This window comes from Vibrio sp. 1-1(7) (assembly GCF_013048485.1).
Classification (GTDB): domain Bacteria; phylum Pseudomonadota; class Gammaproteobacteria; order Enterobacterales; family Vibrionaceae; genus Vibrio; species Vibrio fujianensis.
Window position 1 is genome coordinate 1,064,244 of sequence record NZ_VHSP01000001.1, and the last position, 15,233, is coordinate 1,079,476.

Consider the following 15,233-nt stretch of genomic DNA (forward strand, 5'->3'; position numbering starts at 1 on the left):
GCTTAATAAATATGACAATATTGTTCTTATTCTACCTCGTTACGTAGCATCTGCCTATACCAAGGGATGATTCCTCTTTTACGTAAGGCCAGCAATTGGCGATGGCCTTGATGATATAATAACGAAAGTTGCCCAGACTCACCGGTATCTTGCCAGTCAATGCCAAGGGCTTGATACCGGGCCAACACCTCAGGATGGGGTAACTGCCAGCGGTGGCCTTTCGCCAGAGACGCCAATGCCAGTTGTGGACTCACCCGCTGAATAAAGTTAAGCGTTGAAGAAGTTTGGCTACCATGGTGAGGCACTAGCATCACATCACTGGCTAATATGGCTGGCTCTCGACTTAGTAACCATTCGCCTATCGCTGTCACATCTCCGGTTAACAATAGAGAGTGGCCATACTCTGGCTCTTCAACCCGTACCACACATGAGTGAGGATTTTCAGCACGTTGCACTAATCGAGGAGGCCAAAGCGCAGTAAACGTTAACCCTTGCCATTGCCAAGATTCACCTTGAATACAAGCGCGAAACCCCTCTCTTTTTTGACTAGCACGAATCCAACTCGGCGACAGCAACCGCTGAATATCATTCAGCCCTCCCGCATGATCATTATCTAAGTGGCTAATAATCACGCCATCAAGTGCTGTCGCACCACGATGTAAAAGCAAAGGAGCCACCAGTGATTGAGCATAACTTCCCCCTTGCCAACTGCTTCCTGTATCATACAAAACAAAGGCATTATTTCGTTCGATCAATACCGCTAAGCCATGGCCGACATCTAACACATCAACCCGCCAACTTTTTTTATCCGGAAGGCAGATCCACATCGCCCCCATAATACAACCGATCGCCACCCAAGCTCTTAATGTCAATATTGGCCTGAAAAACCATAGGATCAGTAGCAGTAACAAGAAATACTGAATTGATAAGCTAAGATCAAGCCAACTCTGTTCTGAGAAGTTCAATGAAGAATGAAGCGGCCATAATGCCCAATCCACCCACTGCCACCACCAAGATACCTCACTCTGGAACATGCTATAGCCAAGTAAGGCCAGAAACAGCACTGGGATGACCACCACACTAAACCAAGGAATAAACAATATGTTATAAAGAACGGAAGAAAGACTAACCCCAGCAAAAAAGTAGGCGCTCATTGGAATCATCAGTATCGCCAGTCGGCATTGTCCCCAAAGTGCTTTTTTCCACCAAATTAACTGTGAATTAAGAGTTGATATTTGATAAATCACCAGACTAACAGCGAGAAAAGATAACCAAAAACTGGCCGTGAGAGCCGTAAATGGATCCCATAATAAAACCGCGGCTAAAGTAAGGAGGATTCGCTGCGTTGCGGTCACTTTGATGTGCAACATCAGCAATAAAATCGTTAGCCAGCACATAATTAAAGCGCGCTGCGTCGGTAATGTAAACCCAGCAAGCCAAGCGTACCCTAGCGCAACAACGCCACCCAATAAAAAAGGTAGCCACAATCCACGCTTGACTATTCTGCTCAGTAGTAGGCCAAGGCCATAACCCACTCCAAACGCCATACCAATATGTAGCCCTGATATCGCAGTAAGATGAATCAACCCACTATTACGTAGCCCTAACCACTGTTGTTCAGTAATCAAACTGCGCTCGCCAAAAGTCAGCGCAAGAATAATGCCTTGTACAGCACTAAACTCCGTTAATTGCTTCACCGTTGAGTAGAGTTTTGAACGTAAATGGTTATTCGAGATCACTTGGTAGGTTGAATTAGCTTTGACATTAGCACGCGCGACCCAACGTTGACTGAGATAATACGACTCAAGATCAAATCCAACTTCATTTAGTCGTCCATAAATTGGCTTTACTTGTACCAGAAATTCAAATTGATCCCCCGGTTGTAATTCGATGGGCGCAGATAAGCGTATTTTAGGGGTCAAAAAAAATGGTAAAGCACGATGATTTATTGATCGAACCACAGCTGAACCAGAAAAACCGTGCGAAGTTGCGTTAAAAAAGCTGTTTACTTCTCCTTTTATGGTAATATCACTATCAAATTGTAAGATAATATTGGACTGCGCTCTCACTAAATTACCCTGTGTTATTATTACCAATAAAGCCAGAGCAATCCCGATGCATCCTCTGCACCGGTTAACCAGTAAACTCAGACTCAAAGCAATAAGTAGACCTAATGCTATAAACCAGTTAGGCATCCAAGGCCAATATGGGGCAGAGATCACCGTTAATGAGAATGAAGCCAGTGTCCAGTAATTCGATAAGAGAGTCATGATCCCCTATGCCAAGAAAATTTATTAAGCGTTTTATGCCAGATCACTCGGTAATTAAGCGTCAAAAGGCATTAAAAATTTTTGGCTCGCTCCTATATAACCCCAATTTATGGTGTTTAAATCGACGCTCTGCCGCTGGTGCTTTTGCTGTTGGCTTATTTATGGCTTTCATTCCGCTACCTAGCCAAATGATCATGTCAGCAGGTATCGCCATTTTATGTGGGGTTAACCTACCGTTATCGGTAGCTTTAGTCTGGATTACTAATCCCATTACCATGCCTTTTATCTTTTATTTTTCTTATAAAGTCGGGGCTTGGGTGATGAAAGCTCCGCCGCAAGATTTTCATTTCGAACTGAGCTGGGAATTTCTTCACCATCAGATGCACGCTATTGGCCCCCCATTCCTATTAGGCAGTATAATCTGTGGCACCATTGCCGCTCTTTTGGGATATTTTGGCATTCGCTGGTTATGGCGATATTCGGTCGTCCGCAGTTGGCAAAAACGTCACATAAAAAAACTGTAATCGATTCACTGATGATTCAATAACAAGAAAACACACTTGAGGTAGAAAATTGCGGACCAATCGCAACTTCGTTTGCAATTAGTTGTGGACTCATCATGAGAAAAACCCCCTTTGCACTAGCTAGGGGGAGTACTAAGACTATTTACTGCGAAGCACTGATGCCGGGTGCAGACGACTGGCTCGAGCAGCAGGATACCAAGTTGCCAATAAACTAAGCATAATCGCCGTGCCTGACACCAAAAACACATCACTCATCATCAGTTGTGAAGGTAGAAAATCAACAAAATAGATGTCTCCAGATAAAAACGAATGACCAACGAGCGACTCAAGCCCTTTCATTAAAAAAGTTAAATTCGATGCGATCACCGTTCCCACAGCACTGCCCACTAAGCTGCCGAGCACACCAGAAAAAACACCTTGCCAAACAAAAATACGTTTCACTAAACCATCGCTGGCTCCCATAGTGCGTAAAATCGCAATATCAGCGGCTCGATCTTTCACCGCCATCATTAAGGTCGATACAATATTAAAGCTAGCGACGCCAATCACTAAGACCATCACCAAATACATAATCGTTCTAACTAATTGAATATCTCGATACAAAAAACCATATTTTTGCTGCCAACTGCGTAAATAAACATATTCATGTAGAGTATTACCCACTTCACGTACTATTTGGTTGGCATTCAAAACCTCTGTCACATTAAGAGCAACGCCGGTCACCTTATTACCTAACTGACTGTATAGTTGGGCATCTTGCAAAGGTAACAGTGCGAGGTTATGGTCAATTTGTCCATTAAGATTCAATAAACCAACAATTTTCACCCGGATTCTCTTGGGCGCTTGGACCCGCCTATCATGTTGTTGCGTTGGGATCATTAACGTGATCCAATCTCCGATATTCACGGCTAATTGTTTTGCCACACCTTGTCCGAGAATGACTTGCTGCTCACCTGAAATAAACCTCTCCCAAACTTCCGGTGTCACAAACTGAGCCAGTTGGGAAACAGCGCGCTCTCTATCGGGATCAACACCGCGAACTTCGATCGCTTTCAATTGGATACCTTTTTCCGCCAACGCAGTAAACTTAACGTATGGCGCGGCAGCTTTGACTCTCGGATGAGAGGTCGCTTGCTGCACGATCCTCGGCCAATCTTCAATCGGGCCTCGAACGCCTTCTAATTCACCATGGGGAATCACGGATAAAACACGCTGTTGCAACTCTCTTTCAAAGCCATTCATCGCAGATAAGCCAATAATAATAACCGCGACCCCCACCGCTATCCCAAGCGTTGAAGCTAAAGAGATAAAGGACACCAGCTTATTACGTTGTTTTGCTCGACTAAAACGTGCCCCAATCAATAAAGACAAACTGACAAACATTATGCCTCCGAGACCGTGAGTAAAAGACCATCTTGCATATGCAGTTGTCTATCCATCTTGGCCGCTAACTGGCCATCATGGGTTACCACGAGAAAAGCCGTCGCAAATTCACGGTTCAACTCACGCATCAAATCGTAAATAGCTAATGCAGTTTGATGATCTAAATTCCCTGTCGGTTCATCAGCTAGGACTAAATCTGGTCGATTGACTAACGCGCGCGCTATGGCCACACGTTGACGTTCGCCTCCAGATAATTCAGAAGGACGATGCTGTAACCGATGCGCAAGCCCAACGCGAGTGAGTAACTGCTGAGCAGCTTGCTTTGCTTTTGTTACCGATTGTCCCCCAATCAATAAAGGCATGGCCACATTTTCTAGTGCAGTAAAATCGGCTAATAAATGATGAAATTGATAAACAAATCCCAAATGTTGGTTACGGATTTTGGCTTGTTTATTTGAACTCAATGCGTTGAGATGATGGCCAAGAAACTCGATATTGCCACTATTGGCTTCATCTAATGCACCTAAAATATGCAGTAAAGTACTCTTACCTGATCCTGAAGAACCAATGATCGACACCAGCTCTCCACGTTGCATGTCAAAACTAACGCCTTTAAGTACTTGGGTTTCTAATTCACCTTCTTGGTAAGTTTTACAAATTTGGTGACAGCGTAAAAGGTTATTCATAACGTAAAGCCTCAGCGGGTTTAACCGCAGATGCGCGGTAAGAAGGAAACAGTGTAGCCATAAAACTCAATACAATCGCCAATAAAACCACAGCGATGATTTGCAATGGATTGATCACAACAGGCAGAGAACCACCAACAGAAAAAAGAGCCACGCCAGCCAATGCCAACAGAGCATTCAAATTCATGGCAACAATAATCCCTAACGCACCACCAACCACAGCTCCAATCACACCACTGCTCGCTCCTTGAACTATAAAAATCATCAATATTTGGCGGGCGCTCATACCTTGGGTTTTTAAAATAGCCACTTCCGCTTGTTTTTCCATCACCACCATGATCAAGGCTGAAATAATATTAAAGGCTGCCACGCCGACAATCAGTCCAAGCATCAGCCCCATAATATTCTTTTCCATCCTCACGGCTTGAAATAATTCGCCTCGCTGCTCTCGCCAATCACGCCAGTACCAACCGGTAGGTAATGTCGTTTGAGATAACTCGGTCACATCGAACGGATCCTGCAAAAAAATGCGCCAACCAGAAATCGTTTGATCATCAAAACGAAGTAATCGTCCCGCATCTCGGAGATGTGTCACCATCAGTAGCCCATCAAGATCAGAGCCGGTATTAAACATCCCAGCAACGGTAAAGTTACGCTGGCTCGGTATTCGCCCTAATGGGGTAAATTGACTCGCCTGTGTCACCATGAGTCGCACCGTATCCCCGACCGACACATTTAAATTACGCGCTAAGGTATGCCCTAAAAAAATCTGATAAGCTCCAGACTGTAAATCGTTGACTCGCCCAGCAATCAAATAATTCCGGATAGGATCATCAACGTTAGGTTCGATACCCACCATTAACCCAGCAGAAAGCTGTGATGCACTTTGTATGATTGCTTCACTGCGGACGATTGGCTCTGGCTCTTTTTGTGGTGATAATTGGCGCACAAACTCTGGCGCTTGTTGCTGCCAAGGCGTTTTCTCTTGTGCTTGACTAATTACCGCTTGTGGTAATACTCCAAGGACACGATTTTTTAATTGCGCTTCAAAACCATTCATCACAGAAAGAACAGTCACTAATGCCATCACACCAATCATGATCCCGGCGGTAGACATATAAGAGACAAAACGGCTAAACCGGTCACCTGAGCGGCCACGTAAATAGCGTAACCCAATAAAAATCGAAATAGGGTGAAACATAATAAAAACCAAATAAATAGAGTGCCGTTACTGTAACGATATTCCCGCTAAGGTTGTAGTTTTTCTTTGCTAAATCTGTGCAAGTCATCGTTTGATTGACACACATAACAAGGACATAGCTTGATTCCTAGCCGTTAATGACGATAATCAACACAGGTGAGAAGGAACCAACTATGACTGACCAAGAATTTTTTACTGTACACCACGCACTCAATATTAATGTCGAGCCTCTACCCGCTGAATTTACTTTACCTTCTCAAATGGATTTTGAAGCAGAGATTCCCACTCCATTTGTGGTTGCCAGTGAATTTAGTCAATTAGATCAATTAAATGACGCCGCTCGCTTAGAGTTAAAACACAGTGACTTTAAACACGTGATTCAGTTATTGGAAACTCAAAATAGTAAATTGAATTTACTGCTGAGTTTTATGCTGTCTCAGCAAGATGATCCTACGCTACGTACAACCACGACCACATTTGGCGCGAGCCAATTGACTTACCGCTCAAACACTCGCTTAGCCTTAGGCGCTCAGCTTCGGCTCAAACTGTTCATAGAGCATCCCGCGGCAGCAATATACTGTTATGGGCAAGTCATTGGTTGTGACGATGAGCAAAGCCCGGCCATCATTACCGTCAAATACACCTTATTGCGTGATAATGACCAAGACTTACTGATTAAAGCCGCACTTTATTGCCAGCAAAAATTACTACGCCAGCGCTCTTTAGATCGAAATAAATCATAACGAACCACACGACCCATGATGACAAATACTCTATTTGACCTCCCAGAACTTCGCGGTCCGGGCGACAAAAAATATCTAGGTAACTTACCAGGCGCTAGTTTAGCGCTCACCATTGCCCAAGTGGCACAGCGCCATACAAGTCACACCTTACTTGCGGTGCCCGATCCACAAACCGCCTTAAGGTTGGTGCAAGAAATCGAGCAGTTTAGCCAAGTTCCTGTTGCGCTTTTTCCTGATTGGGAAACGCTCCCTTACGACAACTTTTCACCACATCAAGAGATTATTTCCGATCGCATTGCTCGGCTGTATCAGTTACCTTCATTAGGTAGTGGCATCACGATTGTGCCGATCAGCACACTATTACAACGCCAAAGCCCTCGTGATTTTTTACTCCAGCACACACTCATGGTGACAAAAGGCGATCACTATTCGTTAGAAAAGTTACGTCTCCAATTAGAAAATTCAGGTTATCGCCATGTTGATCAAGTATTTGGCCCCGGAGAATATGCCAACCGAGGTTCGATTCTCGACCTGTTCCCAATGGGTAGCCAAGCCCCCTATCGAATCGATTTCTTTGATGATGAAATTGATACCATTCGAACTTTCGATCCTGAAAATCAACGCTCAATCGAAGAAATTTCGCAAATTAGGCTACTACCAGCCCATGAATTCCCAACCACAGAGAATGCAATAGAAGCTTTCCGCTCTCGCTGGCGACAACGGTTTGAAGCGCGTCGAGAGCCTGAGTCTATTTATATGCAAGTCTCTAAAGGCACTTGGCCTGCAGGTATTGAATACTGGCAACCCCTTTTTTTCGAACACACAGAAACCCTATTTGATTATTTGCCAGAAAATAGCCAACTGATTACCTTGGGGCATCTCGAGGCTTCCATTGTTCAATTCTTAACAGACGTGGCTTATCGTTATGATCAGCGTAATATTGACCCTCTGCGTCCCCTGCTGCCTCCTGAAGAATTATGGTTAAAAAAAGAGGAGCTATTTACTCAACTCAAACGCTTACCTCAATTACAACTCTCTAGCGAGTCGATTGATGAAAAATCTGGCCGCAGCAATCTCAATATTTCGCCATTGCCCGATCTGGCCGTACAGCATCAACAAAAAGAACCACTAAGTGCCCTGCGCCAATTTAGTGAACAATTTAACGGAAAAATTATTTTTTCGGTGGAATCGGAAGGACGTAGAGAAGCGCTATTAGAACTGTTACAGCGGATAAAACTTCGCCCACAAGCTTATCCGTCTTTTGCTCAAGCTTGGCACAGTCAAGAGAAGTTTTCCCTCGTACAAGGTTTAGCAGAAAAAGGCGTTATCTTTCGTGACCAAGATGTTGCCTTTATTTGTGAAAGCGATTTATTCGGGGCAAGAGTGGTACAGCGGCGCAAAAAAGATCGCAAACATGTCAATAGTGATGCCGTTATCCGTAACTTGGCAGAACTTAAGCCCGGACAGCCAGTGGTTCACCTTGATCATGGAATTGGTCGTTACCTTGGTTTACAAACATTGGAAGCGGGTGGTATCACCACCGAATACGTCACACTCGAATACCAAAACGAAGCCAAGCTTTATGTCCCCGTGTCTTCTTTGAATTTGATCAGCCGTTACTCTGGGGGGGCTGAGGAATCGGCCCCCTTGCATAAACTGGGTGGAGAAGCTTGGGTTAAAGCTCGGAAAAAAGCCGCAGAAAAAGTTCGTGATGTCGCCGCCGAATTATTGGATGTGTATGCTAAACGGGAATTAAAACCTGGCTATCAATTTCATCTTGACCGAGAGCAATACGCGACTTTTAAAGCCACCTTCCCATTTGAAGAAACAGATGACCAAAGAATGGCCATCAATGCCGTGCTTTCAGACATGTGCCAACCCAAAGCAATGGATCGTTTGGTGTGTGGTGATGTCGGGTTTGGTAAAACGGAGGTAGCAATGCGAGCCGCTTTCGTCTGTACCGACAATAGTAAACAAGTTGCGGTGTTAGTCCCCACCACACTATTAGCGCAGCAGCATTTTGAAAATTTTCGCGATCGTTTTGCCAACCTTCCTGTACGGGTAGAAGTGCTCTCGCGTTTTAAGTCAGCCAAAGAGCAAAAAGCGATCATGCAGGATGTGGCGGATGGTAAAGTTGATATTGTCGTCGGCACCCATAAATTGCTTTCCAGCGAATTAAAATTTGCCGATTTAGGTTTGTTGATTGTCGATGAAGAGCATCGTTTTGGCGTGCGCCAAAAAGAAAAAGTCAAAGCCATGCGGGCCGATGTCGATATTCTCACACTGACCGCGACCCCGATTCCTCGCACACTGAATATGGCGATGAGTGGTATGCGAGATCTCTCCATTATTGCTACCCCTCCTGCCCGTCGCTTAGCCATTAAGACCTTTGTGCGACAAAGTGAAGAGAGTATCATTCGAGAATCCGTACTACGGGAAATCATGCGCGGTGGTCAAGTCTACTTCTTACATAATCAAGTGGAAACAATCGATAAAGTGGCGGCCGATTTAGAAAAACTCATTCCTGAAGCGCGAATTACGGTGGCACATGGTCAGATGCGAGAACGTGAGCTAGAACGCATCATGAATGATTTTTACCACCAAAAATATAATTTATTGGTCTGCACCACCATTATTGAAACGGGGATTGACGTTCCAACCGCGAATACCATTATCATTAACCGTGCTGATTCATTAGGGCTGGCTCAGTTACATCAACTACGGGGGCGAGTAGGTCGCTCTCATCACCAAGCCTATGCCTATTTACTCACCCCACACCCGAAAGCGATGACTAAAGACGCACTCAAACGATTAGAGGCGATTGCTTCGTTGGAAGATCTCGGTGCAGGCTTTACTTTAGCCACACATGACTTAGAGATTCGTGGTGCAGGTGAGTTATTAGGTGACGAGCAAAGCGGGCAAATTCAATCGATTGGATTCACTTTGTACATGGAAATGTTAGAACAAGCGGTTGAAGCACTAAAATCGGGTAAAGAGCCGTCATTGGATGAGCTATTACGTGAGCAAACAGAAATTGAACTCCGTATTCCAGCACTGCTACCGGATGACTATATTCCCGATATTAATACTCGCTTGTCGATGTATAAGCAAATAGCCAGCGTCTTCCATCAAGATGAACTCGCTGAATTAAAAGTTGAGTTGATTGACCGATTTGGCAAATTACCAGATGCTGCCTTAAATCTGTTAAATATTGCAGAGCTTAAACTGACCGCAGCAAGGTTAAAAATTCGTAAAATTGAGGCACACGATAAAGGCGGTTATATCGAGTTCTATCCAAATGCTGACATTAACCCGATGTTTTTGGTTAAACTATTGCAAGCTCAGCCAAAATTATTTGCAATGGATGGCCCAACCAAGTTTAAATTTACTCGAACTTTGGTCGATAGAAGAGAAAGAATTCAATTTATTACAGACATGCTCAATGAATTCCAGCAGAATTTATTACCTGCGGCCTAACCGTTGCCAGCGCTGCGGATAAAATAGAATACGTGCTAACTGGCACACAATGACGGAGTCATAATGAAACAACTGATCCCACTACTACTTTTGCTCGTATCTATGCCTAGTTTGGCACAGCGGCAATTTGATATTGAAGTGATCATCTTTCAACGTACCGTTAATCCAGAACAGATTAACGAGTCGTGGCCTAATACGCTTCCTGAGATTAAGGTTACTCAAGCAGGAAGCTTTAATGATGTCCAATACCGTAATAGTAAAGGGGTAATCATGCTCCCTTACTCCGATTACAAACTTAATGAGCAAGTCCAGCGTTTAAGAAATCATGCCGGTTTCCAAGTCATGCTGCATACCGCATGGCGACAAGGTGATCAAGGTCGAACGCGTGCACCTATTTTTCATATTCAAGCAGGGAAAGATTACTCACAACAATTTAATCCAGATGGTAGTGAACGAGTACCAATCGAGCAAGATGAAGCTCCCATCGATGGGGTCGTTGAACAAACGATTCGCCAACCACTTTATGAGCTAGATGGCACACTGCAGATTTACGTGCAGCACTTTTTATACGCCGAAGCAGTACTGGATCTAAAAAAACCGAGCGTACGCGAAATCATGTTGCATGATCAACGTCTTGCGCTTGAAAATGAACAGGACTCAGCTGCTACCATTCAAGTCGGTCATCTCACGGCCATTTCACCGACCATGGAAACCGAATCCTTCCTTAAATCTTATCGTTTAGACCAAAAACGTCGCATGCGCAGTAGTGAAACGCACTATTTGGATCACCCACTGCTAGGCATCATTATTCAGGTTCGCCGAGTTCAATAGTTTTTTACGCCCCTTACTGGGGCGTTCTACTCTCACCGATTGGGCCAACCATGCACTGCGAATTTCTTATTAATACTCAACACTTATATCTACGCCTTATGACACTTGATGATGCACCCGCCTTGTCAAGGTTAATTTGCACTTCCCCTTCACTCCATCAATGGATCGATTGGTGCCATCCAACCTTTACTCAAGAAGAAGCCGAGCGTTTTATTTTGGCGACCCGGCTCAATTGGGTAAAAGCCCGGGCTTATGGGTTTGCGATTATTCAAAAATCGACCCAACAGTTGGTCGGGATGATCGCGATAAATGAATTCTATCCCACCTTTAATATGGCAAGCCTAGGTTATTGGATCGGCGATGCTTTTCAACGTCAAGGGATGGCACTAGAAGCCCTAAATGCCATCACGGAGTGGTGTTTTAGCCAATTACAGTTAACTCGCTTAGAAATCGTCTGCGATCCTGAAAATTTACCGAGCCAACACTTAGCTGTCGCTTGTGGTGCCAAACAAGAACAGTTAGCGAGAAATCGATTTTTGTTTAATGGTGAACCTAAAGCTGGGGTAATTTTCTCGCTTATACCGCAAGATATTGAAAAATAAATAACAAGAGATAAGCCTTTTCCCTAGGGTCTGTTGATCCTAGTCATGATTCCAATCGAAACACCAACATTTGACGACCATCACCAAATGATAATTGATAATGGTTTTCATTTGTATTATCGTTACATGAAATGATAACACCGTCAGTTTGGTAGGTCATATTGCTGTGCCTGAAATCAAAACCGTTTCTCAACGTTTTGATGCAACAACATCACAGACTCACGGCCTCTGCTTATATAATGATCAAAGGATTTGGATTCATGGCTATTCCTCGCATTACCAGTTATACACTTCCAGATACAGAACACTACCCGCTCAATAAAACTCAGTGGCAAATCGATCCAGAAAAAGCCGTTCTTCTCATTCATGATATGCAAGAATATTTCGTAAACTTCTTTGACATCCACCACCCTCCTATGACTGATGTCATCCATCGCATTCAACGCTTAAAAACCCTTGCTAAACGTTTAGCAATTCCGGTCATTTATACCGCCCAGCCCGCAAATCAAGATCCGAATGAGCGCGCACTCCTGACCGACTTCTGGGGCCCTGGACTTCAGCAAGAAACGGCAATTATTGGCGAACTAGCACCAGAAAACGATGACATTGAATACGTCAAATGGCGCTATAGTGCCTTTAAAAAAACGCCTTTACTTCAGTTCATGCAAGAAAACAATAAAGATCAACTGATCATCTGTGGTGTCTATGGCCATATCGGAATTTTATCGACAGCACTGGATGCGTTCATGCTCGATATAAAACCTTTTGTGATTGGCGATGCTATCGCTGATTTCAGCCAAGCCGATCATATTCATACCCTAAACTATCTTGCTGGGCGAGCGGCTAATATACAAACGCTGGCAGAGGTTGAGCAACGCCTGGCAGAGAAAAAAACCGCCCTCACACTGGATAAGATGTGCCTAGATGTCGCCAATACCTTATGTCTTGAACTGGATGAAGTTGATGTAAATGAGAATCTCCTTTTCCTCGGGCTCGATTCCATTAGGGCCATGGTACTGTTAGAAAAATGGCGTCCATTTGGCGTTCATCTCACCTTTGCTCAATTAATCGAAAAGGTCACGCTCAAGGAGTGGTGGGAGCTTATTCATGATCAAACGCCTCAGCAATCCATAGAATCCACCTCGGCATAACCCTACATCCCTCAACGACAGAGCGTTGCTACCCAATCATAGGCTTAAAACGACATGCACAACTCACTATGCAAACAGGTCACTATCCGTTGGACAGAGAATGAAGTTCCCCACATCACCGCTAATGATTATGAAAGTCTTGGCTTTGGATACGGTTATGTCCATGCCCGAGACCGTTTATGTGAAGTCTCAGGGCAGGCTATTACCCTACGTGGTGAGCGTTCTAAGCACTACGGAGCCGAACAATTCTCCACCATTGGATTTTTGAAAACGACCAATCTGAACTCTGATTTAATGTTCCGCCTAAGGCTGCCTAAACCGTGGGTAGCGAATGAGCTGAATAAATTGAGCAAAAATACCCGAGCATATATCCGTGGGTATGTCGCTGGTCTTAACCACTATGTCAGCCAGATGACAGAAGAAGAACGTGCAACAATAAGCCCTGACGAGGTGCTTGTGCATTTTGAAGAAGAGGATGTGGTTCGTGCTGCAATGCGTTTTGGCATTATGAAAGAGCTGGTCGAAATCGGCCCATATCTCGTTTCTTCTGCTACTCAATGGCGCGAAACCCCACCCCACCATGCTGATGATTCGCCTCATGCGAGGCCCATCGAAGTGGAAGGGGGTTTTGGCAGTAATGCTTGGGCTTATGGCGGTGATGTGGTTGAGGGGAAACACGCTATTTTACTTGGTAATCCACATTCAGCATGGAAACGAACCCCCCATCAGCAACGCATTTATATGCATCAATACCATTTAACCATTCCGGGAGAGTTGGATGTGGCAGGAACCTCGTTTCTTGGCTTTCCTTTTCCCATGACGGGATACAATCGCCATGTTGCTTGGAGCATTTTAGATGCCGCCACCGTGACCCCTTTTGTGTTACAAAAGATGGCGATAAACCGAGTTCAAGATTCATGGCGCTACCGAATGGACGATCAAGAGAAAGCGCTCTCCCTAAAGTCGATTGTCATCGAAGTTCTTGAAGATTCGGGTCAGGTTGCATCACACTGTTATGAATTTCTTGAATCCGAATGGGGGCCGCTCTATTACCTTCCCCAACGTCCCGGAAAACCAGATGGGTGGTATGCCATTACCAACCCCGGTGAGCACAATGCCAAAGGGCTTGATCAATTTTTAGCAGCGGCCCATGCCACTTCAACCCGAGAATTTGTTACGGCAATTGAGCATCATCGTGGCATTTTATGCCAACTGATTGTGGCTGATAAGGCGGGTGATATCGCTTATGTCATCGCGGGTAATGTACCGCCCATCTCAGACCAAGAGCTGGAGCAATACCATGTGGATGATGATTCTGCCGCCTTTAACGTCCTTGATGGGACACGTTCTTGTGCATCATTACGCGATACTAACGGCCACCCATTAATAGCACCGACATCATTTTACCCAACCATTCTCTCGCGTGGCATCATCCATAACACCAACAATAGCTACAAATTTACCGAGTATGGAAAAACTCAGCCGGACTATCCTTCCGTTTTTGGTCAGCACAAAGAAAATTATCAAATAGGAAAACCGATTGCCGCGAAATTGCACTATGATCCTCGGCTCATCATGTCGGCTCAGCGCATGAAAGAACTGCTAGCAGAAGGCCCAATTACGGCTGAAAAGGTGTTACCCGTGATCTTTGACAATCGTAATTATGCGGCTGAAACCTTTCTCGATGATCTGCTGATGTTAGAAAATGTTCATTCATCCCAAGCCGTGCAACGTGCTTGTCAAGTATTACGTCGCTGGGATCGTAAAAACAATTCACAAAGTAAAGGGGCCTTGTTATTCCATCAATTTTGGAATCGAATTGTTCAGAAAAAACTTCTCCGCGTCCCGAGTAATGGCGATCCCGAACTCGGCTCTCAACTCGATATAAGCCCGAAACATATCCCTATCATCTTACAAGCCTTAGAAGAGACCGTTTGTGAACTGGATTGTTTAGGTTTTGTGTTGGATAAAGCGTGGGGAGAGGTCCTATACCAAACGACAGGTGGCGTACAGATTCCTCTGCATGGTGGATCTTATCAAGAAGGGTTACTCAATGGAGAAATGCCTGCCCCCCTTTGTGAAACAGGGTTCCCTTATATTCTCTTTGGCAGCGCTTACATTCAACTCGTTACCTGGCAAGAAGGGGAGCTTGTCGTTCATGCTCTACTTAGCCATGGACAACGTGATGGAGTCGAGTCCTTAGGACGAACCGCTCAGTTAACTTTATTTGCCAATAAACAGCTCTATCGCATCCCTTATTCAAAACAAGATCTAGACATGGCTGATGTGATTGACGCTTTAACTTTGTCGAGAAGCTCAAGGGATAACCGAGAAATAGCGACGTCACCGATAAAATTAACCTAAT

Annotated in this window: 11 protein-coding genes; 7 read left to right on the forward strand and 4 right to left on the reverse strand. The window is 44.6% G+C overall.

Translation table 11 applies throughout. From position 1 onward, the window contains the following. Positions 1-26: 26 nt before the first annotated feature. Positions 27-2,270, reverse strand: coding sequence for a DNA internalization-related competence protein ComEC/Rec2 (locus tag FKN05_RS04990; protein WP_170887018.1), 2,244 nt, complete (start codon positions 2,268-2,270; stop codon positions 27-29). An 8-nt stretch (positions 2,271-2,278) separates the two neighbouring features. Here FKN05_RS04990 and FKN05_RS04995 point away from each other — a divergent pair, with 8 nt between their 5' ends. Next, positions 2,279-2,794, forward strand: a complete 516-nt coding sequence (locus tag FKN05_RS04995) for a DUF2062 domain-containing protein (protein ID WP_099612174.1) — start codon at positions 2,279-2,281, stop codon at positions 2,792-2,794. 138 nt (positions 2,795-2,932) lie between these two features. Here the strand turns inward: FKN05_RS04995 and lolE are convergent, their stop codons facing one another. Genes lolE through lolC form a run of 3 tightly spaced genes read right to left on the reverse strand, consistent with a single transcriptional unit; the run spans position 2,933 to position 6,064 of the window. Next, a complete protein-coding gene (gene lolE, locus FKN05_RS05000; RefSeq protein WP_099612173.1) occupies positions 2,933-4,177 on the reverse strand; it encodes a lipoprotein-releasing ABC transporter permease subunit LolE in 1,245 nt (414 codons plus the stop codon). Then, positions 4,177-4,863, reverse strand: coding sequence for a lipoprotein-releasing ABC transporter ATP-binding protein LolD (gene lolD / locus FKN05_RS05005; RefSeq protein WP_099612172.1), 687 nt, complete (start codon positions 4,861-4,863; stop codon positions 4,177-4,179). Before lolD ends, lolE begins: the two co-directional genes overlap by 1 nt. Then, positions 4,856-6,064, reverse strand: a complete 1,209-nt coding sequence (gene lolC / locus FKN05_RS05010) for a lipoprotein-releasing ABC transporter permease subunit LolC (RefSeq protein ID WP_161426893.1) — start codon at positions 6,062-6,064, stop codon at positions 4,856-4,858. The genes lolD and lolC overlap by 8 nt, the downstream gene beginning before the upstream one ends. Before the next feature lie 173 nt (positions 6,065-6,237). Between lolC and FKN05_RS05015 the strand changes: the two genes are divergently transcribed. The 6 genes from FKN05_RS05015 (at position 6,238) to FKN05_RS05040 (ending at position 15,232) form a co-directional block, all read left to right on the forward strand. Then, positions 6,238-6,807 carry a PilZ domain-containing protein gene (locus FKN05_RS05015; protein ID WP_099612170.1) on the forward strand — a complete coding sequence of 190 codons (570 nt, stop codon included), beginning with the start codon at positions 6,238-6,240 and terminating at the stop codon, positions 6,805-6,807. 15 nt (positions 6,808-6,822) lie between these two features. Beyond that, positions 6,823-10,284 carry a transcription-repair coupling factor gene (gene mfd, locus FKN05_RS05020; protein WP_170887019.1) on the forward strand — a complete coding sequence of 1,154 codons (3,462 nt, stop codon included), beginning with the start codon at positions 6,823-6,825 and terminating at the stop codon, positions 10,282-10,284. Positions 10,285-10,347: 63 nt separating this feature from the next. Beyond that, positions 10,348-11,115, forward strand: coding sequence for a peptidoglycan binding protein CsiV (locus tag FKN05_RS05025; protein ID WP_099612168.1), 768 nt, complete (start codon positions 10,348-10,350; stop codon positions 11,113-11,115). Positions 11,116-11,165: 50 nt separating this feature from the next. Beyond that, positions 11,166-11,717: a GNAT family N-acetyltransferase gene (locus FKN05_RS05030; RefSeq protein ID WP_099612167.1), complete on the forward strand. Its 552-nt coding sequence runs from the start codon at positions 11,166-11,168 to the stop codon at positions 11,715-11,717. Positions 11,718-11,977: 260 nt separating this feature from the next. Continuing rightward, entirely contained in the window at positions 11,978-12,868 is an 891-nt protein-coding gene (locus FKN05_RS05035; protein ID WP_170887020.1) for an isochorismatase, read from the forward strand. Positions 12,869-12,922: 54 nt separating this feature from the next. Further along, entirely contained in the window at positions 12,923-15,232 is a 2,310-nt protein-coding gene (locus tag FKN05_RS05040) for a penicillin acylase family protein (protein ID WP_170887021.1), read from the forward strand. The last annotated feature ends 1 nt before the right edge of the window (position 15,233 follow it).